Source organism: Pseudomonas bananamidigenes (assembly GCF_001679645.1).
GTDB lineage: Bacteria > Pseudomonadota > Gammaproteobacteria > Pseudomonadales > Pseudomonadaceae > Aquipseudomonas > Aquipseudomonas bananamidigenes.
In genome coordinates this window covers 87,179-111,285 of sequence record NZ_LRUN01000035.1, presented here as the reverse complement: position 1 = coordinate 111,285, position 24,107 = coordinate 87,179, and the positions used below count along the sequence as shown (strand labels likewise).

Genomic DNA, 24,107 nt, shown 5'->3' with positions numbered 1-24,107 from the left:
ACACAGGCCATGCTGCGCTCACCATGGCCTGCTCTTGTTCGTTCAGCTGCCAGTGCCACCGCCAGCTCCGCCTGTGCCGCCACCCGCCGAACCTGTGCCGCCGCCGGCTCCCGATCCAGAACCGCTGGCACCGCCATTGGTGCCGGTGCCTTTGCCCATGTCATCGGAAGTGTTGCCGCCCGAAGGCGCGCCAGGCGTACTGTTCGGTGGCTGGGTCGAGCCGCTGGTGGCGCCGGACTTGGTGCCGGTGGCGTCAGCGCCGTCATTGGCGGCAACACTGGCGGCGGATGCCGTGGCCAACAGGCCGGCCAGCAGGAACGAGGTCAAGGTGCGCGTGTTCATGATGTTTCTCCAAAAACGGGATTTACCTGAAGTTGGTCTGAAGCGCGCACAGCTTGGTGCCGGTCAAGTGACCAGTGGTACTCAGAAGTCCACGGTCGCCGAAACTTTCAGCGTTCGCGGCGCGCCCTGGGTCAGGTAGCCGCCATTGGCCGATGCCCAATAGGCTTCGTTGGCGACGTTTTCCAGATTGGCCCGCAGGGTGATCTGTTTCTCATCCAGCCTGAAGGCATAGCGCGAACCCAGGTCGAAGCGGTTCCACGCCGGGATGCTCTGGGTGTTGGCCGCGTTCAGGTACTGGCCGCCGGTGCGCAACATGCGGGCACTGAGGGCTGCGCCTTCCAGGCCCGGAATGTCCCAGTCGGCGCCGATATTGAACTGGAAGCGCGGGACACCGATGGCGCGGTTGCCGTCGTTGACGCCGTTGCTGCTGCCGTCGAGTTCGGTCTTCATCACGGTCGCGCCGCTGAGTAGCCGCAGGCCTTCGACCGGTTCGCCGTAGACGTTGAGTTCGACGCCTTTATTGGTCTGCTGGCCGTCGACCCGGAAAATCCCGTCCTGGGTGTAGCTCGACGGTTGCTCGATGCGGTAGACGCCGAGACTGGCGCCGTAGCTGCCCATGTCCAGGCGCACGCCGGCCTCGACCTGTTTGCTGCGCACCGGGGCGAAGGTTTCGTCGCGGTTGATGGCGCTGGTCGGTGGCGTCGGGCCCTTGGCCAGGCCTTCGATGCGGTTGGCGTAGAACGACACGTGTTCCCACGGTTTGATCACCAGGCCGTAGACCGGGGTGGTGATCGACTCGTCATAGCTCGAGGTGCGGGCGCCGGTGGCCGTGGCCCAGCCATCGACTTTCATTTGCTGGCGGCGCACACCGAGGGTCAGCAGGATGCGGTCGTCGAGGAATCCCAGGGTGTCGGAAATCGCTTCGCTGCGCAGGGTGTTTTTGCCGACCACACGTGGATCGTTGATGTCACCGGCGAACGAGGTGGCAGGCGGGCGCGGTTTGTCGGTGACGTTGTAGAGATTGGTGCTGTAGCGCGAGGCGCTGCCGATGGTCTCGAACGCCGAGCGTTGCTCGCCCCGGATGCCCGCCCAGCCGAGGTTCAACTGATGGCTGACGGGGCCGGTGTCGAAATGACCGTTGAGGCCGGCCATCGCGCTTTGGTTGTCCTCGTCATGGGGTGAATAGAGCATGCCGCCACGGGCGTTGCCATTGAGGTCGGTGACGGTCAGCGACGAGTAAACGCCATTCTCACGGGTGTGTTTGGCGCCGCCGGACACGTAGGCCGTCCAGTTGTCGTTGAGGTCGTACTCGGCGCGGGCCATGCCGAAGGTGTCTTCAAGCTGCGAGTAGCTCCAGCTCTGGGCGTAGCTGGCGTTGGCGTGCGGCACCTTGGGAGCTTTCGTCAGGCTTGAGTCGACGTAGATCACCGAGCGACCCTGATTGATGACCTGCTTCTGATAGCCGAAATCGGTGGAGATCCGCAGGCGTTCGCCGCGATAGTCCAGGCCGAGGCTGAACAGCGACGAACGCTGGTCTTCGTCATCGACAGCGGTGTCGCCTTCGCGCTGCATCAGATTGAGCCGAGCGCCGAAGCGGTTGTCCTCGCCAAAGCGCTGGCCGAGATCCAGATGTGTGCCGACCCGACCGTCGGCACTGTAGTCGAGGGTGACGCTGCGGGTCGGGGTGTCCATGGCACGTTTGGGTTGCAGGTTGATCCCGCCACCGATGCCGCTGCCGCTCGGGGTCACGCCATTGACGAACGCATTCGGGCCCTTGAACAGTTCGACCCGCTCCAGCGCTTCGACGGCGATGATCTGTCGGGGCAACACGCCGTACAGTCCGTTATAGGAAATGTCATCGGAGGCCAGCGGCAGACCGCGGATCATGAACATCTGCGAGAAGTTGCCGAAGCCGTTGGACTGGCGCACCGAGGCATCGTTGAGCAGCACATCGCCAATGGTTTGCGCCTGCTGGTCGGCCATGGTCCTGGCGGTATAGCTGGTGACGCTGAACGGCAGATCGTTGACCGCCTGATTGCCGAGCATGCCGACTTGCGCACGACGGGCGACCTGTTCGCCGCCGTAAGTGTCATCGTTGCTGTCGTGCTGGGCGCTGATGGTGGTGGCGCCCAGCTCCAGCGCGCCGTCCGCCGCAGCTTTCGGCGCCACGGTGTAACCGTTGTCGCCAGTGCTGATCAGTTCGAAACCGCTGCCTTCCAGCAACCGGGCAAAACCGCTTTGCGCGGTGTAGTTGCCTTGCAGGCCCGGACTCTGGCGATTGCCCAGTTGTACCGGATCGAACGACAACGGCACGCCGACGCTCACTGCAAACTGCGCCAGTACGTGGCTCAGCAGGCCGGGGCCGATGTTGACACGCTGGCTGGCGCTTTCGCTGACGCTGTCGGCGGCGTGACCGAGCGTTGGCACCAGTGAGCCGAAAGCCAGGGCAAGACTCAGGGCCTTGAACGGAAAAAGAGCGGGGCGGGGCGTGGGCAATGCGGTCATTCGGCGATCCTGTCGAGCGCGTGGAAATTGAGGGTCTATCCACTCACCGAACGAGACGCGAAAAGGTATCAGTGAACATTGAAAATATTTTTTATCGGTCTCAGACGCGGGGCTCCACCGACAGCCAGTAGCGGGTCAGGCTGTTGATGTTCAGCGGCAGAGTATCGCTGAGCAAGCGCAGGCTGGCGTCGGTGTCGCGCAGGGAAAACGCACCGGATACGCGCATCGCCGCAACGTCCGGATGACAGCGCAGGACGCCGCGACGATAACGGCTCAGTTCGCCGAGCAATTCGTCCAGACGCATGTTGCTGGCCAGCAGCATGCCCTTGTCCCAGGCCAGGCTTGCGGTGTCGAAGGTTTCGGCGGTGTCGAAACCGTTCAGCTTGAAGCGCTGACGCTCGCCGGCCTTGAGGACTGCGTGTTGCTGGAGCAGTTGCGGAGTGATCTGCACCTGGCCTTCGAGCACCGACACCAGGCTGCGCGAACCTTCGGTGCGCACGCAGAAGCGCGTACCGAGCGCACGAGCGAGGCCTTGTGGCGTTTCGACGATGAACGGGCGGGCGGCGGCATCGCTGGCGGTGTTGATCAGCACCTCGCCCTCGAGCAGCAACACCCGACGTTCAAGCGGACTGAAAGCGATGTCCACGGCGCTGTCGGTGTTGAGCAACAGTTGCGAACCGTCCGGCAGTTGCAGGGTTTTTTGCTCGCCGACAGTGGTGCGCTGGTCGGCGGTCCACTGCTGCCATGCAACGTGTTGCGAGGCGATGCCCAACGGCCCGGCCATCAACAGCAGGCCGAGGCGGGTGAGGGTCTGGCGACGGCTCAGGCCTTCCTTGCGTGAAGCTCGTTGCAGAGTCTGGATGGCGACGTTGGCCGGTACACTGCGCAAGTCCCCCAGCAGGGCTTCGGCCCGTTGCCAGGCCATGGCGTGTTCGGCGCTGCGGCTGCGCCATTGGGCGATAGCCTGATGATCGGACGGCGAGGCGGTACCCGAATGCAACTGCACCAGCCAATCGGCGGCTTCACCGAGAATCTGCGGATTGATCATCGACGAATTCATCAGGCGACACTCAGGCAGGCAAGGAACGCGGCGCGCATGTGGCGTTTCACGGTAATCAGCGAAACCTTCAGGCGTGTGGCGATCTGCGCGTAGGTCAGGCCTTCGATCTGCGACAGCAGGAAGGTGTCGCGGGTCTGTGCCGGCAGTTCACGCAGCAAGGCCTCGATGCGCCACAGGGTTTCCAGGATCAGATAGCGGGTTTCTGCCGACGGCACTTCGGCGGGCGGCAGGTTGGCGATGGTTTCCAGATAGGCGCGTTCGAGGTCCTGACGTCGCCAGCGGTCTATCACCAGACCTTTGGCGATGTGCGTCAGCAGCGCCCGGGGTTCGCTGCCAAGAGGTTTGAGTACCTGGCGGCTGAGCAGACGCAAGAATGTGTCGTGAGCCAGATCAGCCGCATCGCAGCGATTGCCCAGCTTGCGCTGCAGCCAGCCTTGCAGCCAGCCGTGGTGTTCGCTGTAGAGCGTCTGGACTTGCTGATTCAATGGCGGATCGAAAGACGACATGAGCGGCAGATACTCGTTGCGGGCATCCGATGCCTGGCTGCAATTGGAGTGCAATTAAGAATGGATCGCATTCTAGTGGCACCGAACAAGCGCTGGCAATCGCCCCTCTGCACTTTCTTTTCTGGCGCCAGAAAGCAGTGGCCTACCCGTCTTCCGGGAGATTGGCTATTTGTCCGGCCCGCTCCCGGGACTAACGTAGCCACACATTCACTTGCCCCGGAGAGTCACCATGAAACCTCGTGTCGATTTCTACACCGCGTCCCCCGATGCCCTGAAAGCGATGATCGCCCTGGAAACCGCCGTCTCGAAACTGCCGCTGGAAAAGCCCCTGATCGAACTGGTCAAACTGCGCGCTTCACAGATCAACGGCTGCGCGTTCTGCATCGATATGCACACCGCCGACGCGATCAAGGGCGGCGAAACCCCGCGCCGTCTGTTCGCCGTGACGGCCTGGCGTGAAGCGCCTTTCTTCACCGACCGTGAACGCGCTGCGCTGCTGTGGACCGAGTCCCTGACCCAAGTGAGCCTGACCCATGCCCCGGACGAAGATTACGAAGCGGTCGCCGCGCACTTCTCGCCCAAGGAAATGGTCGACCTGACCGTGGCCATCAGCACCATCAACAGCTGGAACCGTCTGGCCGTGGGCTTTCGCAAAACCCCGCAGGCCTGATCGATCAGTGTGCATCGGCACTCGGCGCGGCCGGTGGTTGCACCTTGCGCATCAAGGGCACCATCGCCGTGGCGATCACGAAGCACACCATGATCATCAGAAAGGTGTCGCCATAGGTCTGCGTTTGCGCCTCACGGTAAGTCAGCAGCCATAACTGATGCAGACCGGCGGTGATGCCCACGTCACCGCTCTGACCCAGAGCGGCGAAGTTGCCGCCGACCTGGGCCAGCCACTGGTTCAACGCTTCGTTGCTGCTGTTCAGATGCTCTGCCAACCGCGTGAAGTGCAGGTTGGTGCGGTCGTTGAGAATGGTCGCGCACGCGGCAATGCCGATCGCACCGCCCAGGTTGCGCATCAGGTTGAACAGACCCGAGGCGTGCTTCAACCGTGCCGGGGCCAGCCCGCCAAGGGTCAGCGTCACGGCGGGCGGCACCGCCAGTTGCTGGGCAATCCCGCGCAGGGCTTGCGGCAACAGCAATTGCCCGGCACCCCAATCGTGGGTGATCGGACTGAACTCCCACATCGACAGGGCGAACAACGCCAGGCCCGCCATCATGATCCAGCGCAGATCGAGGCGATTGGCGAGAAAGGCGTACAGCGGAATCGCCATGATCTGGAACACTCCGGTGGAGAAAACCGCCAGACCAATGTCCAGCGCGCCGTAGCCACGCACCCGGCCAAGAAACAACGGCGTCAGGTAAATCGTCGCGAACAGGCCGATCCCCGTGACGAAGGAAAAGAAGCAGCCGAGCGCGAAATTGCGATCCTTGAGGGCGCGCAGGTCGACGATCGGATTGGCCACGTGCAGCGTGCGGCCGACAAACGCCACACCGGCCAGGACGCTGATCCACGCGGTGGTGAGGATGGTCTGGTCGCTGAACCAGTTCCAGCGCGGGCCTTCTTCGAGGGTGTATTCCAGGCAGCCGAGAAACAGCGCCAGCAGCACCATGCTCGGATAATCCGCGCCCTTGAGCAGCGACAGTTCCGGCTGGTCGATCTTCACCAGCATCGGCACCGCCACGGCCACGAAAATCCCTGGCACCAGGTTGATGTAGAACAGCCAGTGCCAGGACGAAACATCGGTGATCCAGCCGCCGATCACCGGGCCCAGCGTCGGGGCCAGCGACGCCACGGCGCCGATGGTCGCGGCAGCAATCACCCGCTGTTTACCGGTGAAGAAAAAGAACGCGGTGGTGAACACCAGCGGAATCATCGAGCCGCCGAGAAAACCTTGCAGTGCGCGAAAGGCGATCATGCTCTGGATATTCCAGGCGACGCCGCACAGCAGGCTGGCAAGGGTGAAACCGATGGCCGAAGCGCAGAACAGCCAACGGGTCGAAAACACTCGCGACAGCCAGCCCGACAGCGGGATCACGATGATTTCGGCGATCAGGTAACTGGTCTGCACCCACGCCGTTTCATCGGTGCCGGCGGACAGTCCGCCGCCGATATCGCGCAGCGAGGCCGAGACGATCTGGATATCCAGCAGCGCGATGAACATGCCGATGCACATCGTGGCGAAGGCAAACACTTTGGTCGCCGTCGCCATGTCGGCGGCATTGAACGGCTGCGCAGGGACGGCGAGGGCACGGCTCATGGCGCGCTGGCCACGGCGGTGGTTTCAGGCCGGTCGCGGGTGTCGACTTCAGCCGTCACCGACAGCCCTGGACGCAGGTGACCGAGCACGCTGTCGGCGGGGTCGAGCAGGATGCGCACCGGTACACGCTGGACGATCTTGGTGAAGTTGCCGGTGGCGTTTTCCGGCGGCAGCACGCTGAACTGCGAACCGGTGGCCGGGGCGAGGCTGTCGAGACGGCCATGGAATTCCTGGCCGGACAACACGTCGGCGCGGATGCTCACACGTTGGCCGGGTTTCATCCGCGCCAGTTGGTCTTCCTTGAAATTGGCATCGACCCACAGACCGTTGGCGGGCACCACCGACAGTTGCTGCGAACCCGCCTGTGCATATGCACGACCCGCGCACGGCGGTTGCCGATCACGCCGTCGACCGGGGCGCGCAGTTCGGTGTAGCCGAGGTTGAGTTGCGCCAGATCGCGCTCGGCCCGGGCTTGCTGGAGGGCGGCACGGGCCTGTTGTTTTTGGGTTTCGATCACCGAGAGCTGGCGTTGTGCGGCCAGCAGCTCGGCCTGGGCCTTGGCGCTCAAGGCTTGCGCGGTCTTGAAGGTGGCGTCGGCCCGTTGCGCGGCTTCCACCGAAACCGCATTGGTGGTGACCAGACGTTTATAGCGCGCATTGTCATCCCGGGAGCGGGCGGTTTCGGCACCGGCGGCATCGATGCCGGCGCGGGCCTGACCGATCACTGCTTGTTGCAGTTGTTCGGTGGCATCGAGATTGGCCAGTAGCGCCTCTTCGGCGGCGACCGCGCCTTCGGCCTTGGCCAGACTGGCGCGGTAGTCCCGGGCGTCGAGGCGGATCAGTACGTCGCCGGCCTTCACCGGCTGGTTGTCGCTGACCAGCACCTCTTCGATGTAACCGGCGACTTTTGGTCCGATCACCGTCACGTCGGCACCGATGTAGGCATCGTCGGTTTCTTCGAGAAAACGCCCGGTGCCCCACCAGTGCGCGGCATACAGCCCGGCAAACACCAGCGCAGCCAGGCCCGCAGCGGGCAACAGCAGGCGTTTCAGCAGGGGAGGCCGGGGGGCGCTTACCGGAACGGCGAGGTCGGGTTCTACGGTGGGCATGCTGGTCATGGCGTAATACCTGAAAAAAGGCTGTTATTACGGCTGTAATATGACGCGAGTAATATTTTGTGGCAATTGATTTTTATCGCCGGTCGTCAGTTGTTTATCTGAGCCAGGTGCCGGGCGTGCTGCCGGTCATGGATTTGAAGAACGCGATGAACGCGCTGTCGCTGGCAAAACCCAGTTCAAACGCGCAATAGCCGAGGTTGCGCCCGGTGGCGAGCAGTTCCATGGCGCGCATCAGTCGCCACTGCTGGCGCCATTGCTGATAGCTCATGCCGGTTTCGCGCTGGAAGATCCGGCCGATGGTGCGGCTGCTGGCGCCGATCTGTTGTTCCAGCACTTGCAGCTCCGGTGGCAATTGCTCGGGCCGTGCAAGCAGGGGGGCGAGACGCTTGTCTTGCGGCAAGGGTAAAAGCATCGGTTGCTGCGCCGCCTCGCGGATTTCACTCTGGCACAGTCCCAGCAGATGGACGAATTTGCCCTGTTGCCAATCGGTATCGAAATCCGCAATCGCTATCGGCTCCAGTACGGCACGAAGCAGCGGGCTGACCTCGATCACACAGACCTGTTGCGGCAGCTCGCGACACAACTCGGGCGTCAGGTAGATGGAGCGGTAGTCGACGCTTTGCTGCATCACCGCCCGATGGGTGACGCCACCGGGAATCCACGCCGCTCGTGACGGTGGCAGCAGGCATAACTGCTGCGCCAGCGTGATGCGGGTGCAGCCTTGCCGGGTATAGAGCAGTTGCCCGCGCTGATGCCGATGTAACCCCGAATCGTGATCGCCGAGGGTAGAGGCAATGCCGATCACCGGCGCCGGGAAATGATCCGGGTCAAAACGGTCGTGAGCTTCGAGCCAGGCCATGGGTTGTCCGATTTCAGCGATAAATTGGCGGGGTTTGGATAATACGCCAGTCACGGCTTTTTAAACTCCTCGGCGCTTTTGTTGAGGAGTCAGGCTAATGAGCCATAGAACGTTTTTGATGTTGGCGATTGCGCTGCTGATGTTTCCGCAGATCGCCCAGACGTTGTTCAGCCCGGCGCTGGGGGATATCGGCCGGGCGTTCGATGTGGGGCCGCAAGCCGCAGCGCAGACCTTGTCCGTGTACTTTCTGGCCTTCGCGTTTGGCGTGGTGACCTGGGGCCGGGTGTGTGACCGGATCGGCCGTCGGCCCTCGATGCTCGCCGGTCTGGCGATATATGCAATGGCCTGTGTACTGGGTTTGTGGGTTCGCGGTTTCAACGGTTTGTTGATGGCTCAGGCGTTGGCGGCCTTCGGCGCTGCCGTGGGTTCGGTCGTGACCCAGACGTTGTTGCGCGACCGCTTTCGCGGGATGGAACTGGCCCGTGTGTTTTCGCTGGTGGGCATGGCGCTGGCGGCCAGTCCCGCTATCGGCCTGTTCAGTGGGGCGAGCCTGGTTCAAGGCTTCGGCTATCGCGGCGTGCTCGCTGCACTGTTGCTGCTGGCTTCGATCTTGTGGATCTGGAGTTGGCGCACCTTGCCGGAAACCCGTCCAGCGCAACTGACCTCCATCGGTCTGTTCGCAACCATGGGCGACATGTTGCGCGACCCGGGCATCTGGCGTTCGGCTCTGTGGATTGCATCGTTCAACGTCGCGTTGTTCAGCTATTACAGCCTCGGGCCGTTTCTGTTCGAACGTCTCGGCCTGGGCGGCGAGTGGTTCGGCTACAGTGGTGTGATACTCGCGCTGGCCTCAGGGTTTGGAGCATGGTTCAACAAACGCCTGCTGCAATCCGGTTGCAGCCCGTTACGGTTGATTCGCCTGGCGGCACTCACGGGGTTGCTCGGCGGTAGCGGCGTATGGCTGTTGGAAGCGCACGTCTGGTTCGTGCTGCCGATGCTGCTGGTAGTACTGGCGTTCGGCATGGCGATCCCGAACATTCTGGGCGCTGCCTTATGCAATTACCCGGATCGTTTGGGCACCGCCGGCGCATTGCTCGGGCTGTTTTATTACCTGCTGATCGGTGCGGGATTGATGTTGGCCGCATGGGCTCAGGCCCTCGGGGAAACCCTGATGATCTGCAACTTGCTGGCATTATCGCTGGCGATCCGTGCTAAAAACGCATTTGTTTAAGAAATGTAAGCAATGTAGGAAGCGTCTTGCATTTGTGTAGGAAGGCTCTGACTATCACTGCAATTGATGGGATGGCATTAAGCCATTTGATTGCAAGGAAGTTGAGTGCCGTATTCGATTCGCGCTGTTTCTCGCTGTAGTTATCTGCCTCGTCCGCTGTTGCCGGCTTTGTTGTTGAGTGTGTGTGCACCCAGCGTTTTTGCTGCCGAACCGTCGAATCCAGGTCAGGAAGTGCTGCGCCAGCAGCAACAGCAACAGCGCGACTTGCAACAACTGCAACTTGAACAACGCAAGCGCCAACTGGAGCGCGGTGCGTTCGGTCCGGCGCCTGCCACCCCGGCCATTCCCGACTCGGTCAAACCCGATGAACGCTGCTGGCCTTTGAGCGGCACGCGCATCGGCGGCGTGACGTTGATCGACAAAGACCAGCTCAATGCCCGCATCCAGCCGTTGCTGGCGCCGTGCATGGGCGTCGGCCAGATCAACCATCTGCTGGCGACCATCACTGCGCTGTACGTGGAGAAGGGGTACATCGCCAGTCGCCCGTACCTGAGCAGCGCGCCGGCAGCGGGGCAGTCGCTGGATATCCTGATCGACGAAGGCTATATCGAGTCCATCGAACTGGCTGACCAGAGCCTGCCGGTGTCTCTCGGTGGTGCGTTTCCGGGCATGCTCGGCAAACCGCTGAACCTGCGGGATCTGGAACAGGGACTGGATCAGTTGAACCGTCTGCGCTCCCTCGATCTGACCGCCGACATCGCTCCCGGCAGCCAGCCCGGCGCGTCAAAAATCATCTTGCGTTCACGCACTTCCGGGCAATCGCGCTGGGCCCTCGGCGCCGGTCTCGACAATCTCGGCAGCGCCAGCACCGGGCGGGATCGCAACACGTTCACTTTGAGCCTGGATAGCCCGCTGGAACTCAACGATCTGTTGAGCCTGAGCGCCAGCGACACCCTCAACCGGGGTGACCGTTACAACCGCAACGCCAGCCTCTATTACGCAATTCCCTACGGGTACTGGACGTTCAGCACCTTCGCCAGCCATGCCGAATATCGTTCGCCGTTCAAACTGCTCGGCTCGACCCTGTACAGCACCGGTATCACCGATCAACTCAGCCTGCGCGCCGACCGCGTGTTGTGGCGTGACCAGAGCCACCAGCTCAGCGCCAACCTGCAACTGGCGCACAAGGACGTCGACAGTTATCTGGAAAACGTTCGCCTGGGCATTCAGAGCCCGACCCTGACCGTCGTCGAGGCCGGACTCAATCTGTTCTGGCTCGACCGGGCGGTGTGGAACCTCGACTTCAATTACGCCCAGGGTCTGCGCTGGCTCGGCGCCGACGACGATGCCGATCATCAGGTCAGGAACCTGCCCAAGGCACAGTTTCGCAAGTACCGCGCCGGCCTCAGTCAGTGGCGCAACGGTCAGTTCGGCACGCAAGCCTGGCAATGGCAGAGCCAGCTCAATGTGCAATACAGCCCCGATCCGCTGCCGGCCATCGAACAACTGCTCGGCACCGACGATTCCGCCGTTCGCGGTTACCGGGTCAGCAGTGCCTCCGGTGCCAGCGGCGCGATCTGGCGCAACACCTTGCGTCTGCCGATGCGCACCGATCTGCCGGTGCAGATCACTCCGCGCGTGGGCCTCGACCACGGCTGGATCAAGGCCGATCACGGTGCGCCGGTTCAACGCCTGAGCGGTGCCAGCATCGGCCTCAACCTGGGCTGGAAAAACCTGCAGGTGGATGTCGATTACCAGCGCAGCCTCAACACCCCGACCGGCCTGCACCACGAGCCTGAAACCTGGCTGATGCGGGTCGGATTGCAGATATGAACGTCAGTGAACAACAGCCATCGGATCTGAGCGCGACAGCCGTGGCCTGTAACTCAACGCGCAACGTGATGCCGCACTACATGGAGAGTTTTTTATGCCAATGAACACCTTTGCGTTTCATCTTTCCCCGCGAGGCAAACTGCGCTGGGCCATCGCCAGCCTGTTCCTGGCCGCTCACCTGCCGGGCGCCATGGCCGGCGGTGTGGTGGTCGCACCCGGCCCCGGCGGCACCGCGCAGTTGCAGACCCAGGGCGGCGTGCCCATCGTCAACATCGTTGCGCCCAATGGCTCGGGCCTGTCGCACAACCAGTTCCTCGACTACAACGTCGACCGTCAGGGCCTCGTGCTGAACAACGCCTTGCAGGCCGGGCAATCCCAGCTCGCCGGACAACTGGCGGCCAACCCGCAATTGCAGGGCCAGGCGGCGAGCGTGATCCTCAACGAAGTGATCAGCCGCAACCCGTCGGCCATCAACGGCGCCCAGGAAATCTTCGGGCGCGCCGCCGACTATGTGCTTGCCAACCCGAACGGCATTTCGGTGAATGGCGGCAGCTTCATCAACACGCCGAACGCCAATCTGGTGGTCGGTCGTCCCGAGCTGAACGACGGCAAACTGCAAGCCCTCAGCACCCGCGACGCCAACGGTCAATTGCAGATTCAGGGCGGCGGTCTGCGCAACGGTGAGGGCTCGATCAACCTGATCGCGCCGCGCATCGACAGCCAGGGTGCGATCACTGCGCGGGACCAACTGAACCTCACCGTCGGGCGCAATCAGGTCGACTATGCCAGCGGTCAGGTGAAAGCCGTGGACCCGGCGGGCAACACCACCGATCAGCGGATCGACGCCAGCCTGTTCGGCGCGATGCAGGCGGGGCGCATCAACATCGTCAGCACCGCTGAAGGCGCGGGTGTGAAGGTCGGTGCGGTGCAAGTCGCCGGGCGTGACGGCGTGCAGATCCGTTCGGCTGGGGACTTGAGCGTCAGCGGTCAGGCGATTCCGGACAGCCTCGATGTGACCCGCGCCGGCATTCGCAGCAGCCAGGGCGATGTCGGGCTGCACAGCGGCAAGGACCTGACGCTGGCCGCCACCGACGTCAGCGGCCGCGACGTGAAGGTCGATGCCAAGCGCAATCTGACCCTGAGCACCGTTGAAAGCCGCAAGCTTCAGGAACAGCGCGAAAACTGGAACAACAGCACCATCGGCATCACCTGGGAAACCTACGAGCGCACCCGGACCGACAGCGATTCACGCCAGCACGGCAGCCAGATCGTTGCCAGCCGCGACGCGCAATTGTCGTCCGGCAAAGACACCGAACTGAAAGCCGCCAAGGTCGACGCGAAGAACAACCTCAGCGTGCAAAGCGGCGGCGATCTGCGTTTGACCGCCGCCACGGAAAGCCACACTCAGACCGATCAGGGCAAGCACCGCAAACACCTGTGGAAAGCCGATTGGGACAGCAGCAGCGAAGAGCAGCGCAGCGTCTCCAGTCAGTTGAAGGGCGGCAATATCGCCCTGCAAACCGCTGCGTTGTTGCGCTCCGAAGGCGCTGAACTGACCAGTGCCGGCGACCTGCAAATGGCCGGAAAACAAGTGGAAATCACCACCGCGACCCGCACCAGCCGCAGCAGCGACAATCGCTATTCCGGTGATCTGGTGGGCGGCGGTTTCTTCGGCAAGACCGGCGACGCCGATAAAGGCCAGACCCAGCATCAGGGCAGCAAAATCAACGCCGCCGGCAAACTGGTGGTCAAGGCTGACGATGTGCGTATCAGCGGCAGCCAGGTGCGTGGCGCCAAGGACGCCAGCGTGATCAGCGACAACGGTTCGCTGACTATCGACGGTGTGCAGGACACTTCGCACAGCAACCAGCACGACAAGGACAGCAAGTTCTTCGGCATCACCAAGGACGAGTCCCGGCAGAACAGCAAGGACAGCACCACGGTGCGCAGCGAGCTGGCTTCTGACAGCAACCTCAAGCTCAAAAGCGCCAAAGACATCGATGTCGCCGGTTCCACAGTCAAGGCCGGTGGTTCGCTGACGGCGGATGCTGCGGGCGATGTGAACGTGCGTTCCACGCAGAACACCCATGACAGCAGCAACAGCACACAGACTCGTGGTTTCGATGCCTACGCCAAGGAGCAGACGGCGGAGCAGTATCGTGCCGGCGTGCATTACGAAGACAAGGTGCAAACCGTCACCGCCAACGACCTCACGCAGCAGGGTTCCAGCCTCAGCGGCGGCAGCGTGCAAGTGAAGGCGGGCGGTGACGTGACGCTCAAGGGCGCCGAGGTGAAGTCCACCGCCGGCGACACCACGCTGAGCGGCAAGAATGTCTCGCTGCTGGCCGAGCAGGACAGTCACACCACCTCGACCGAAACCCGCAGCACCGGCGGTGGTTTCTACTACACCGGCGGCCTCGACCGCGCGGGCAGCGGTGTGGACTTCTCGCACAGCACCTCGCAAGACATCACCGCTAAAACCACCGCGCAAACCACCGGTGTGCAGAGCAGCGGCAGCCTGAACATCAACGCTGACAAACTCGCTACCGAAGGCGCGCAGCTCAAGTCCGGCAACGGTCTGAACGTCGCCGCCAACGAAGTCGACAACCGTGCCGCCAGCAACACCGAAAGCAGCACCCACAAGGAGAGCAACTGGTCGGCGGACATCGGCGCCAACGTCGAGTACAAAGACATCGCCCGGCCGATTGCCGGCGCGGTGAAAGATGTGCTCGACGGCAAGGTGCCGGACAAGGACGCACTGGCCAATCTCGGTCAGCCGAACGTCGGTATCGACGTGGCGGTCGGTCATGCGAGCGCTGACAAGACCGAGCAGAGCAGCAACGCCGTGGTCAGCCGGTTCGACGGCCAGACCGTGGACGTGAAGGTCGGCGGCACGCTGCATGATCAGGGCACCCAGTACAACGCCAGCGCCGGCAAGGTGAACATCAGCGCTGACAAACTGGTGGCCGATGCCGCAACCAACACCCGCAGCAGCACCGACAATTCGGTGGATGCCAAGGTCGATGTGCGGGTCTACACCAAGACCGGTGAAGACGTGAACGTGGCCGGCAGCGGCGCGGGCGGCAGCAGCCAGTCGAGCAAGAACAGCTCCACGGCGGTGGTCGGCAGTTATGCCGGCACTCAAGGCGTGAATATCAATGTTGGCCATGATGCACAGTTCGAAGGCAGCCGTTTCGACGGCGGGCAGGGCGGTGTCAGCGTCAAGACCGGCGGCGATCTGGCCCTTAATCAGGCCGATGACCGTCAGAGCAGCGACAGCTCCAGCCTGCGGGGCAGCGGCTCACTGACCGTCGGCACCTTGCCGGGCACCGATGGCACCAACGTCGATCTCGGCGCCGGGTTCCAGCTCGATCACAAAGGCAACCAGACCACCGACAGCCAGGCGCACGTTGCCAGCCTCAGTGGCAACGGGCCGGTGCAACTGAGCAGCGGTGGCAATCAGGTTCAGCAGGGCACGAAGATCGACAGCGCTGGCGCTATCGACTTGAAGGCTGACGGCAAACTCGATCTGCAAGCGGCCACCGACACCCACGTCGCCAACGGCAGTAATCTCGGCGGCGGTCTGAAGGCGGGCGGCAGCAAGAGCAGCAGCGAGAAGAGCCACGATCAGGGCGGCAACCTCAGCGGCAACTTCAACATCGGTCGGGTCAACGAGAACACGCAAACCCTCACCGGTGGCCAGCTCAACAGCCAGAACGGCCTTGCGCTGAGCGGTGATTCGGTGCGCCTGCAAGGCACTCAGGTCACTGCGCCAAACGTCAGCATCGACGCGCAGAAGGGCGGTTTCGTTCAGGAGTCCGCGCAGTCCACCGACAGCCGCAATAACTGGAACGTTGCGTTGAACGCTGGTGGCAATCTGAGTAAAAGCATGCCGACCGCCGCCGATGAAAAAGTCAGCAGCGATCACGGCTTCAATGCCGGGGCCAAGGTGGGCGTGGATTACCTGCAAGGCACCACCCAGCAGAACAGCCAGATCAAGGCTGACACTGTGGTGCTGAACAGCGCGGGTGATGCGAGCCTGAATGGTGCGCGGATCGATGCGCGCAACGTCAGCGGCAACGTATCCGGCGATCTGTCAGTCGAGAGCCGTCAGGACTCCAGCACCCACGCCAAGGTCGATGTGGATCTGGGCCTGACTGCCAAGAAGACCCCTGCAGACGACAAAGGCAAATTGGCCGGCACCGACTACAAGCCGACACTGAAAGCCGAAGGCGAATACGCGCACAAGGACAGCGTGAAGCAGGCTTCTGGCGTCAGCGCAAGCCAAGGTGTAAACCTCATCGTCGGCGGCGCTACGCAACTGACCGGCGCGCGGATTTCCGCCACTGAAGGCAAGGTCGATCTGGGTGGTTCGAAGGTCAGCAGCAACGACCTGAGCAACCGCGACTACGGCGTGAAAGCCGGGCTGGACCTGCCACACAAGTCTGAAGAAAACGCACCGAAGGTTTCCCTTGAAAACGGCAACCTGAAGGTCGGCCCGGTGACCCTGAGCGGTCATCTGGGCAGTCAGTCCCTGCAAGCCGGGATCGACGAAAAAGGCTGATTCATCGTCAGTGAAACCAGCGGGGGCGAGCCTGCTCGCTCCCGTTTCTGATGGATGCCCCGCTCAAAACGGCAGCCCCTGTCGTTCCCCGTCAAGTCGATGAATGCATGTGCGCCACACTCGGGTGAAACCGGGAGGCCGCGCCCTGCACGATAACGTCCGGATCCGGCACGTTTGGCGGAAGGAATTTCAAAGATATTCCGGCAAGGGATCGGAACGCCGCAGCCGTGTCCGTATCAGGACACGGCTGCGGTCAGCCGGCTCAGCCTTCGCTGCGCTTGAGGTCTGCCAGCACGGACGCGTTGTCCGCCGAGAGCAGGCCGGTCTGCGAGAAGATCCGCAGCTTGTCGGAGGTGTCGGCGATGTCGAGGTTGCGCATGGTCAGCTGACCGATGCGGTCCCGTGGCGAGAACATCGAGGCCACTTTTTCCATCGACAGACGTTCCGGGTGATAGGTCAGGTTCGGCGAAGTCGTGTTGAGGATCGAGTAGTCATTGCCACGGCGCAGTTCCAGCGTCACTTCACCGGTAATGGCGCGTGCGACCCAGCGCTGGGCGGACTCGCGAAGCATGATGGCCTGCGGATCGAACCAGCGACCCTGATACAGGAACTTGCCCAGACGGCGACCGTTGTCGCGGAACTGGTCCATGGTGTCTTCGTTATGGATACCGGTGACCAGACGCTCGTAGGCAATGTGCAGCAGGGCCAGGCCGGGGGCCTCGTAGATGCCGCGGCTCTTGGCCTCGATGATGCGGTTTTCGATCTGATCGCTCATGCCCAGACCGTGGCGGCCACCGATACGGTTGGCTTCCAGCATCAGCTCGACGGCGTTGGCGAAGGTCTTGCCGTTGAGGGCGACAGGCTGGCCTTCTTCAAAGCGGATCGAGACCTGCTCCTTGTCGATTTTCAAGTCGTCGCGCCAGAACGCCACGCCCATGATCGGGTTGACGATCTGGATACCGCTGTCGAGATTCTCGAGGTCTTTGGCTTCGTGGGTCGCGCCCAGAAGGTTGGAGTCGGTCGAGTAGGCCTTTTCCGCGGACATCTTGTAGGCGAATCCGGCCTGGTGCATGAACGCGGACATTTCGGCGCGGCCACCCAGCTCGTCGATGAACTGCTCGTCAAGCCAGGGTTTGTAGATCTTCAGCTCCGGGTTCACCAGCAGGCCGTAGCGGTAGAACCGTTCGATGTCGTTACCCTTGTAGGTACTGCCGTCGCCCCAGATGTTGACCCCGTCCTCTTTCATGGCGGCAACGAGCATGGTGCCCGTCACGGCACGACCCAAAGGCGTGGTGTTGAAGTAAGTGGCGCCCGCCGTCTGAACGTGGAACGCGCCGCTCTGCAGGGCGGCGATGCCTTCGGCAACCAGCTGCGCACGGCAGTCGATCAGGCGTGCGTCTTCTGCACCGTACTCTTTGGCGCGACGTGGAATCGACTGGTAGTCGTCCTCGTCGGGCTGGCCGATGTCCGCCGTATAGGCATAGGGCACGGCGCCCTTGATGCGCATCCAGTGCAACGCAGCGCTGGTATCGAGGCCGCCGGAGAAGGCGATGCCTACCTTTTGGCCCATTGGAAGGCTTTCGAGAATTGAACTCATGACTGGGCTCCTTGAAGTCGGGGCATCGAGAATACCGGGAAATTTTGCGTTGCATAGACTCCTCGCCATTCAGAGCGTCTGCATGGGGAGCGTCGAATTTGATTTTTAGATCGGCGATGAATGGCATTTGACGGTTTGGAAAACGTAAACCATATTGGATCCAATTTATGGAAATGCATATCCAACCTAACGACACAAGGACGTGTGTATTTCAAATGATTTCTTCTCTTCGATATTTCCGTTCCGTTCTCCAGCCTTTCCACAACAGGGAGGCGCGCCCGCATGATCGGGCGCGAGCGCTGGAAAACCACTGGCTGATCGCCGTTTCGCTTTAATCATTCGCCACTCGACAAGTGCGACCGGCTCTATCGAGCCGGGCGCGATATTGCTGTGAAAAAAGAAACAGGTGCGGTTCGTTCCGGCGATAGGCCGCAAGTGCAGCCGCGCCCTTTTTCAGTTGCACGCTCCCACACGCATGACGCAGTGGGCCAATGGAGAATGCTGACATGGAAAACGAGATTTACGATTGCGTGGGTATTGGCTGCGGGCCGTCGAATCTCAGTATCGCGGCGCAACTGCACGGACGGCGTGAAGTTCGCAATATTTTCTTCGAGAAGAAAGCCGAGTTTTCCTGGCACAGCGGCATGATGTTGCCGGACGCGTGCCTGCAAGTTTCGATGTTCAAGGATCTGGTCACCCTGACTGAGCCGACCAATCCGTTTTCGTTTGTCTCGTACCTGCATCAGCACGGTCGGTTGCTGCCATTTCTCAATGCGCAGTTTGCGCAAATCTCCCGTCTTGAGTTTGCGGATTACCTGAAGTGGGCCGCGCACACCAATCAGAACGTGCACTTTGGCGAAAGCGTGGAAGCCGTCGATTTCGACGGCCAGCATTTCGTTGTCCAGACTTCCCGTCGCCAGACGTTGTGCAAAAACATCGTCGTCGGGGTCGGTATCGAACCGTACTTGCCCGAGTTCGCAAGGCCGCATGTCGACGATGAATCCAACTTTCATATTTACCGTTTCGCCGATAAACCGCGTCGGGCGGGGGGGCGTCGGGTTGTGGTGGTCGGGGGTGGCCAGTCGGGGGCGGAAGTCGTTCTCGAATTGTTGCGGCGAACCGGCGAGGAGGCGCCGAGCGAGGTGTCGTGGGTGTCGCGAAGGGAAAACTTTTCGCCCATCGATGATTCACCGTTCGCCAACGACCTGTTCACGCCCGCCCATTCGGATTTTTTCTATAGCCAGGATGCGAGCTATCGCGAGGCTTTTCTCAAACGCAATGAATTGGCCAGCGACGGTATTTCCGGGCACACGCTGCGCAGCATTTATCAGCGCATCTACACCCTGCGTTACATCGAACACTCGCCGATGGTCGTGCGCCTGATGCCCTCGCGCAGTGTGGGTGAAGTGTGGCGAGACCAGGACTGCTGGAAACTGGCCGCACAGCACCAGGGCTGCAACGACCAGGAGATGCTGGAAGCCGATCTCTTGCTGTGGGCCACCGGTTTTCGTGCGGCCAGACATCCGTTCCTGGGCGCGCTCGAACATCGCTTCGAACGCGAGGGCGGGGAAATCCGTGTGGATCGCGACTTCGCTGCGATCTGGTCGGGTCCGGCCGACCGGCAGATCTTCATGCTCAACGCCGCGCGCGGCCAGCGTGGTCTCGCCGACCCCAACCTGAGTCTGGCGGCGTGGCGGGGGCAGATCGTTATCGACCGGATCCTCAATCGGCCGCGCAGCCGGGCGCCGGGTGCCGACACCTTCGTCAATTGGGCAGCGCTTCAAACCGGCTGAAGCTGCCGGGTCGCCGCAAAGGTAATTCCTTCATTCATCTACAAGGATTGAATCGTGAGTCGATTATTCAACAAGGATGTCATCGTCATCGTCGGTGGATTGTCGAGCGGTCGCCACATTGCCCCGCTGTTCAAGGGGCTCGGCTTCAGTTGCATTCATGTGTGCACTGCCGACGCCATGGAGCATCCGATTCTCAAGCCGACGTTCAATCGACAGGATTACACCGAACATCATGTGCTGGCGTCCGAGGCCGAGGCGGCGGATTTTGTTGCTCGTTTGAAGGGGCGGCATGTGAGGGCGGTGATCGCCGGGTGTGAGCCGTGTGTGCTGCTGGCGGACAAGCTCGCCGCCATGTTTGATGTGCCGCGCAATGACGGCGCATCAAGTATCACCCGCCGCAGTAAATACCTGATGCATGAAACGCTGCGTCAGCATGGGCTGAAGTCGGCCCGGCAGTTGCTCAGCGACGATCTGGAACAGATCTGCGCGTTCCATGAGCGCATCGGCGGCCAGATCGTGCTCAAGCCCGAAGCCGGCGCCAACACTGATGGTGTGCATTACTGCAACACGCGGGCGCAGATTGCCGACGCTTTCGATCGCATTCTCGGCGCCAAAAGCATCTTCGATGACTTCAGCTCCCGCTACACCAAAGTGCTGGCCCAGGAGTACCTGTCGGGCAAGCAGTACCTGGTCAACACCTGCTCCTCGGAGGGGCATCACTACGTCTGCGATGCCTGGGGAGAAGTGCGCCTGAACGATGAAGCGCCGTCGAACGACAGCTATGCGGACCTGATCAGCCCGGCGACTGAACTGCATCGTTCATTGGCCGATTACGCCGGCCGGGTCTGTGATGCGCTGGGGATTCGCTACGGCAATGCCCACTTCGAAATGCGCATGACCGATGATGGACCGTGTCTGATCGAGGTCGCTGCGCGCCTGTCGGGCAATGTCGATTTTTCGGTGTTGCACGACACCCACAGCCTCACCCAGCTTTCGCTGCTGGCTGACGCGATGCTGGATCCCCAGGCATTCCGCACACGGATCAACGGAGCGAATCCGCACACCAAGGCGGCCAGAAAGGTGTACCTGGCTTCCGATATGACCGGAGACGTGCTGCGCGAGCCGGACCTGAACCTGCTGCTGGATATCGGGACGGTACGCAGCGTGCTGTTCCGCTTGGCGAAGGGCGACCGTTTGCACAAGACCGACCGCGCCCTGGGTCATGACCGACCGGGACATCTGTACATGGTCAGTGCCGACTCCGGGCAGATTGCCCGTGACTACGAACAGGTACGGCGCAGTGAGCGCCTGCTGTACGAAACCATGCTCACGCGCCCCTGACCGGAGAGTACAGACCCCATGAAGATCACCCGCACTTTCCCGGCGTCCTTCGATGTGTCGTCCGGGCAGATGAACGCACGGGACATCACCGTGGCACCGTCGCAAAGCACCCGCATCCACAATCACCATGACAGCGAATGCTGGAAGGTCCTGAGTGGCGAAGGCGTGCTGACGTCCGGCAGTCGACAATTCACGATACGCGCCGGAGATCATGTCGAATTCCAGCCTTTTGAAGCTCACACCGTGGAAAACCGCAGCGGTGAGGCATTGCGTTTCACGTCCTATTGGCACGTCGATCACGCGGCGCTCGCCGACCGGGAAAGGGCTGCCATGCCCGACGACGGTCATCTGTTGATCGAGACGGCGTTTCCGACGCCCAATGGTCCGTTGCATCTCGGACATTTATCGGGGGCCTATCTGCTGGCGGACGTTTTCAAGCGCTGCTGCGAACTGACCGGCACCGATGCGTTTGCCTACTGCGGCACCTACGGGCACACCAATCACATCGACAAGACCGCGATTGCCCGTGGCACCACTTACACGGGGCTGGTGGAGAGTTGTGAAAGCGTCATCGTGAACGATCTTCAGTCGTTCCAGGTCGAGTACGACGCGTTCCTGCCTCACGTGCCGGATTCGCCGGATTTCGCGGCGGTCAAGGAGCGCTTCCTCGGTCTGTTGCTGGAGTCCGGTTATCTGTCCGAGCGGATCGTCGAGCACCCCTACAGCGAAGCGTCCGGGCAATTCATCTGTGAGAGCTATGTGGCCGGTCAGTGCCCGCACTGCCGGGCTTCGACCATCGGCATGGAGTGCGAGAACTGCGGGTTGTATCAGGACGAATGCAAACTGATCGAGCCGTTCCATTCGGTCACCCGGGAGAAACTCGTGCGCCGGCCGGTGGCGCGGCTTTACCTGCGGCTCGATCAAGCCGTCATCGGCGAACTCGCAGCACAGATGTACAGCCACAATACCGTGGCGAGCCGGATCTGTTATGACCGTTTGCAGCAGTACCTCAAGGACGGTGCGCTGGGCGATATCCCGGTTTCGTCCTTGCGGGGGCGCGGCGTGCCGGTCAAGGGAGAGCAGGTGCTGACGGTGGTCATGGAGCGCGCCCTGCGCTCGTTTTTCGGCCTTTCGCGTTATCCGTCGGCAACCGGGCATCTGTTTTTCTGCGGCGTCGACAACCTCTGTGGTTCTGGGATCCTGCTGCCGTATGTGCTGAAAGTGCTCGGTGTGGCCCCTCAACAATTGCCTGTCGCGGTGATCAACCAGTTCAGTCTGCTGGACGGCCGGAAGTTCTCCACCGGCGCCAACCATGCGATCTGGGCCAGCGAATTCCTGCAGACGTATCCGGCGGATCTGGTGCGTCTGTATCTCTGTCAGATCCTCAGCCCGACCAGCGAAAGCAATTTTCGCCGCGAAGCCTTCAACGAGTTCACCGGGCGTTTCGTACAGTCGTTGACCGATGTGTTCGCCAATGGCCGCGAACTGATCGGGCATTTTGCCGACGGCTGCATCGAAGCCGGCCCCTGGTTGCGGCAGGACGTGGCGTTCTACCGCGAACTGAATGCGGCGATGGACGACTGCCTTGAACACTACGCCAGTCATGCGCCGCACGCAGCGGTGCGCAGGATCGTTTATCTGCTTGAGGTGATCGCTGACTACACCACGCAAAGCCACGCCTGGCGCGACGACCGCAATGCGTTGCGCACCAGGATCGCGCTGATGCTGCACGCCTGGCAATCCCTGGCGTATTGCCTGTATCCGGCGATGCCGGTGCTGGCGACGCAGATCTTCGAAGGCCTGGGTGCGGAACGCGACCGTTGGCACGCCGACCGACAGGCCGTGCGGATCTTCGAGATCGCTGCGCTGGACATCGACGCCATCGCTCACACATTGAGCACGTTCAAACACAAGGTGTCGCCTACATGAGCAAGAACATCGGACTGATCGGCTGCGGCAATCTGGGCTACCCGCTGGCATTGCACATCGGGCAACTGGGTTTCGACCGCCTGCACGTCCACGACCTGGACGAGCGCAAGGCGACAAGGCTCAAGCGTGACCTCGAGCAGGCCCATCCGGCACTGCAGGTCATGGACCATCTGGACACGGCGGAGCTGGACGTGGTGCTGCTGGCCCTCAGCGGGCCGGCGACCATTGCCTTTGTCACGGATGAACGCAATGACGCACTGTTCAGGAAACGCCCGGTGTACGTCAGCCTCGGCCGGCCGCTCTATGACGATTTCACCGCTCATCAGGCGCTGCATCGACGCCTGCTGGAGCGTGACGTGACGCTGTTTTTCGGTTTCGGACTGGAACCGGGTCTGGTGGAAATCCTCATGCACGATCTCGCCTCGAACTCGGCTGCCGGGACGATCGTCAGCCTGAGTGCGGTTTGCGGCGGTGTGCCGCAGCAGCCACAACCGCCGCTCAACTACGACTTGCTGTTCGGTGACCGTTTGCCGGCGCTCAATCGCAAGGCGCTGGTGAAGATCGACGGCAGTCTCGGGTATTGCCTGCGGTTCGACATGAAGGAAAGCCGTTTCGTCGAAGGCGTGGGAATGCTGGACGTCTACCATGACGGCCTGTCGCCTTACCTGCTCGAATCACCCGGCGTGGCCGCCGTAGCGACGATCAGGCAGCAGACCGCACGCTGGCCGGGGTTCTTCGACAGCGTGCGCAATCTGATTGCCCTCGGTTTGCTGGATGAGCATGTGCCGCCGGGGGCAAGCGCTTCGGCCAGCGATCAGGTGCACGACATTCTGGTGCGCAACGGCAGACTTTCCCGCAACCGCCCTGACATCAGCTTCGTCGAAGTGGTGGCACAACTGGCCTGCGGCGAGCAGGCAACGCACCGGATCGTCTCCACGTTCGATGAGGCCAACGGGCTGACCGGCATGGCGCAACTGACCAGCTTCCTGGCCGTGTGGACCGCGTGGCGGGCCGTACAGACTCCCGACATCTGCCGACCGGGGATCATTCTCAGTCATGAGTGTTACGAGCGCGACGCGACGGATGAACTTCTCGCTGCGTACCGTCGATACGTGAAATGCACCGTGAATTCGTCGCCCCTGTCACGCGACGTGCCCCTCTGA

Annotated in this window: 15 protein-coding genes and 1 pseudogene; 8 read left to right on the top strand and 8 right to left on the bottom strand. The window is 62.0% G+C overall.

The features are described 5' to 3' along the window. Nucleotides 1-42: 42 nt before the first annotated feature. From BBF94_RS13005 to BBF94_RS12990, 4 genes are all read right to left on the bottom strand, one after another. Entirely contained in the window at nucleotides 43-342 is a 300-nt protein-coding gene (locus tag BBF94_RS13005; RefSeq protein ID WP_065259426.1) for a hypothetical protein, read from the bottom strand. A gap of 81 nt (nucleotides 343-423) precedes the next feature. After that, a complete protein-coding gene (locus BBF94_RS13000) occupies nucleotides 424-2,847 on the bottom strand; it encodes a TonB-dependent receptor (protein ID WP_065259425.1) in 2,424 nt (807 codons plus the stop codon). A gap of 100 nt (nucleotides 2,848-2,947) precedes the next feature. Beyond that, entirely contained in the window at nucleotides 2,948-3,907 is a 960-nt protein-coding gene (locus BBF94_RS12995; RefSeq protein WP_065259424.1) for a FecR domain-containing protein, read from the bottom strand. Continuing rightward, on the bottom strand, nucleotides 3,907-4,413 hold the full coding sequence (locus BBF94_RS12990; RefSeq protein WP_065259423.1) for a sigma-70 family RNA polymerase sigma factor: 507 nt from the start codon (nucleotides 4,411-4,413) through the stop codon (nucleotides 3,907-3,909). Before BBF94_RS12990 ends, BBF94_RS12995 begins: the two co-directional genes overlap by 1 nt. Before the next feature lie 229 nt (nucleotides 4,414-4,642). Here BBF94_RS12990 and BBF94_RS12985 point away from each other — a divergent pair, with 229 nt between their 5' ends. Continuing rightward, entirely contained in the window at nucleotides 4,643-5,083 is a 441-nt protein-coding gene (locus BBF94_RS12985) for a carboxymuconolactone decarboxylase family protein (protein WP_065259422.1), read from the top strand. 4 nt (nucleotides 5,084-5,087) lie between these two features. Here BBF94_RS12985 and BBF94_RS12980 read toward each other — a convergent pair whose 3' ends face one another. The 3 genes and pseudogenes from BBF94_RS12980 to BBF94_RS12970 all read right to left on the bottom strand — a co-directional run bounded on the left by BBF94_RS12980 (nucleotide 5,088) and on the right by BBF94_RS12970 (nucleotide 8,656). Next, nucleotides 5,088-6,680, bottom strand: a complete 1,593-nt coding sequence (locus tag BBF94_RS12980; protein WP_065259421.1) for a DHA2 family efflux MFS transporter permease subunit — start codon at nucleotides 6,678-6,680, stop codon at nucleotides 5,088-5,090. Further along, nucleotides 6,677-7,797, bottom strand: a pseudogene (locus tag BBF94_RS12975) (HlyD family secretion protein). Before BBF94_RS12975 ends, BBF94_RS12980 begins: the two are co-directional and overlap by 4 nt. Before the next feature lie 94 nt (nucleotides 7,798-7,891). Then, nucleotides 7,892-8,656, bottom strand: coding sequence for an AraC family transcriptional regulator (locus BBF94_RS12970; protein ID WP_065259420.1), 765 nt, complete (start codon nucleotides 8,654-8,656; stop codon nucleotides 7,892-7,894). 97 nt (nucleotides 8,657-8,753) lie between these two features. Here BBF94_RS12970 and BBF94_RS12965 point away from each other — a divergent pair, with 97 nt between their 5' ends. The 3 genes from BBF94_RS12965 (at nucleotide 8,754) to BBF94_RS12955 (ending at nucleotide 16,284) form a co-directional block, all read left to right on the top strand. Next, entirely contained in the window at nucleotides 8,754-9,887 is a 1,134-nt protein-coding gene (locus tag BBF94_RS12965; protein ID WP_065259419.1) for an MFS transporter, read from the top strand. A gap of 105 nt (nucleotides 9,888-9,992) precedes the next feature. After that, entirely contained in the window at nucleotides 9,993-11,720 is a 1,728-nt protein-coding gene (locus BBF94_RS12960; RefSeq protein WP_065259418.1) for a ShlB/FhaC/HecB family hemolysin secretion/activation protein, read from the top strand. 94 nt (nucleotides 11,721-11,814) lie between these two features. Continuing rightward, on the top strand, nucleotides 11,815-16,284 hold the full coding sequence (locus BBF94_RS12955; protein ID WP_065259417.1) for a hemagglutinin repeat-containing protein: 4,470 nt from the start codon (nucleotides 11,815-11,817) through the stop codon (nucleotides 16,282-16,284). 262 nt (nucleotides 16,285-16,546) lie between these two features. On the opposite strand, the gene argG is transcribed toward BBF94_RS12955, so the two are convergent. Further along, entirely contained in the window at nucleotides 16,547-17,881 is a 1,335-nt protein-coding gene (gene argG / locus BBF94_RS12950) for an argininosuccinate synthase (RefSeq protein ID WP_065259416.1), read from the bottom strand. Nucleotides 17,882-18,387: 506 nt separating this feature from the next. Here argG and BBF94_RS12945 point away from each other — a divergent pair. Genes BBF94_RS12945 through BBF94_RS12930 form a run of 4 tightly spaced genes read left to right on the top strand, consistent with a single transcriptional unit; the run spans nucleotide 18,388 to nucleotide 24,107 of the window. Continuing rightward, nucleotides 18,388-19,674 carry a lysine N(6)-hydroxylase/L-ornithine N(5)-oxygenase family protein gene (locus BBF94_RS12945; protein ID WP_218060138.1) on the top strand — a complete coding sequence of 429 codons (1,287 nt, stop codon included), beginning with the start codon at nucleotides 18,388-18,390 and terminating at the stop codon, nucleotides 19,672-19,674. A 54-nt stretch (nucleotides 19,675-19,728) separates the two neighbouring features. Continuing rightward, a complete protein-coding gene (locus BBF94_RS12940; protein ID WP_065259414.1) occupies nucleotides 19,729-21,015 on the top strand; it encodes an ATP-grasp domain-containing protein in 1,287 nt (428 codons plus the stop codon). Between the two features lie 18 nt (nucleotides 21,016-21,033). After that, a complete protein-coding gene (locus BBF94_RS12935) occupies nucleotides 21,034-22,944 on the top strand; it encodes a class I tRNA ligase family protein (protein ID WP_065259413.1) in 1,911 nt (636 codons plus the stop codon). Further along, nucleotides 22,941-24,107 carry a saccharopine dehydrogenase C-terminal domain-containing protein gene (locus tag BBF94_RS12930; protein WP_065259412.1) on the top strand — a complete coding sequence of 389 codons (1,167 nt, stop codon included), beginning with the start codon at nucleotides 22,941-22,943 and terminating at the stop codon, nucleotides 24,105-24,107. Before BBF94_RS12935 ends, BBF94_RS12930 begins: the two co-directional genes overlap by 4 nt.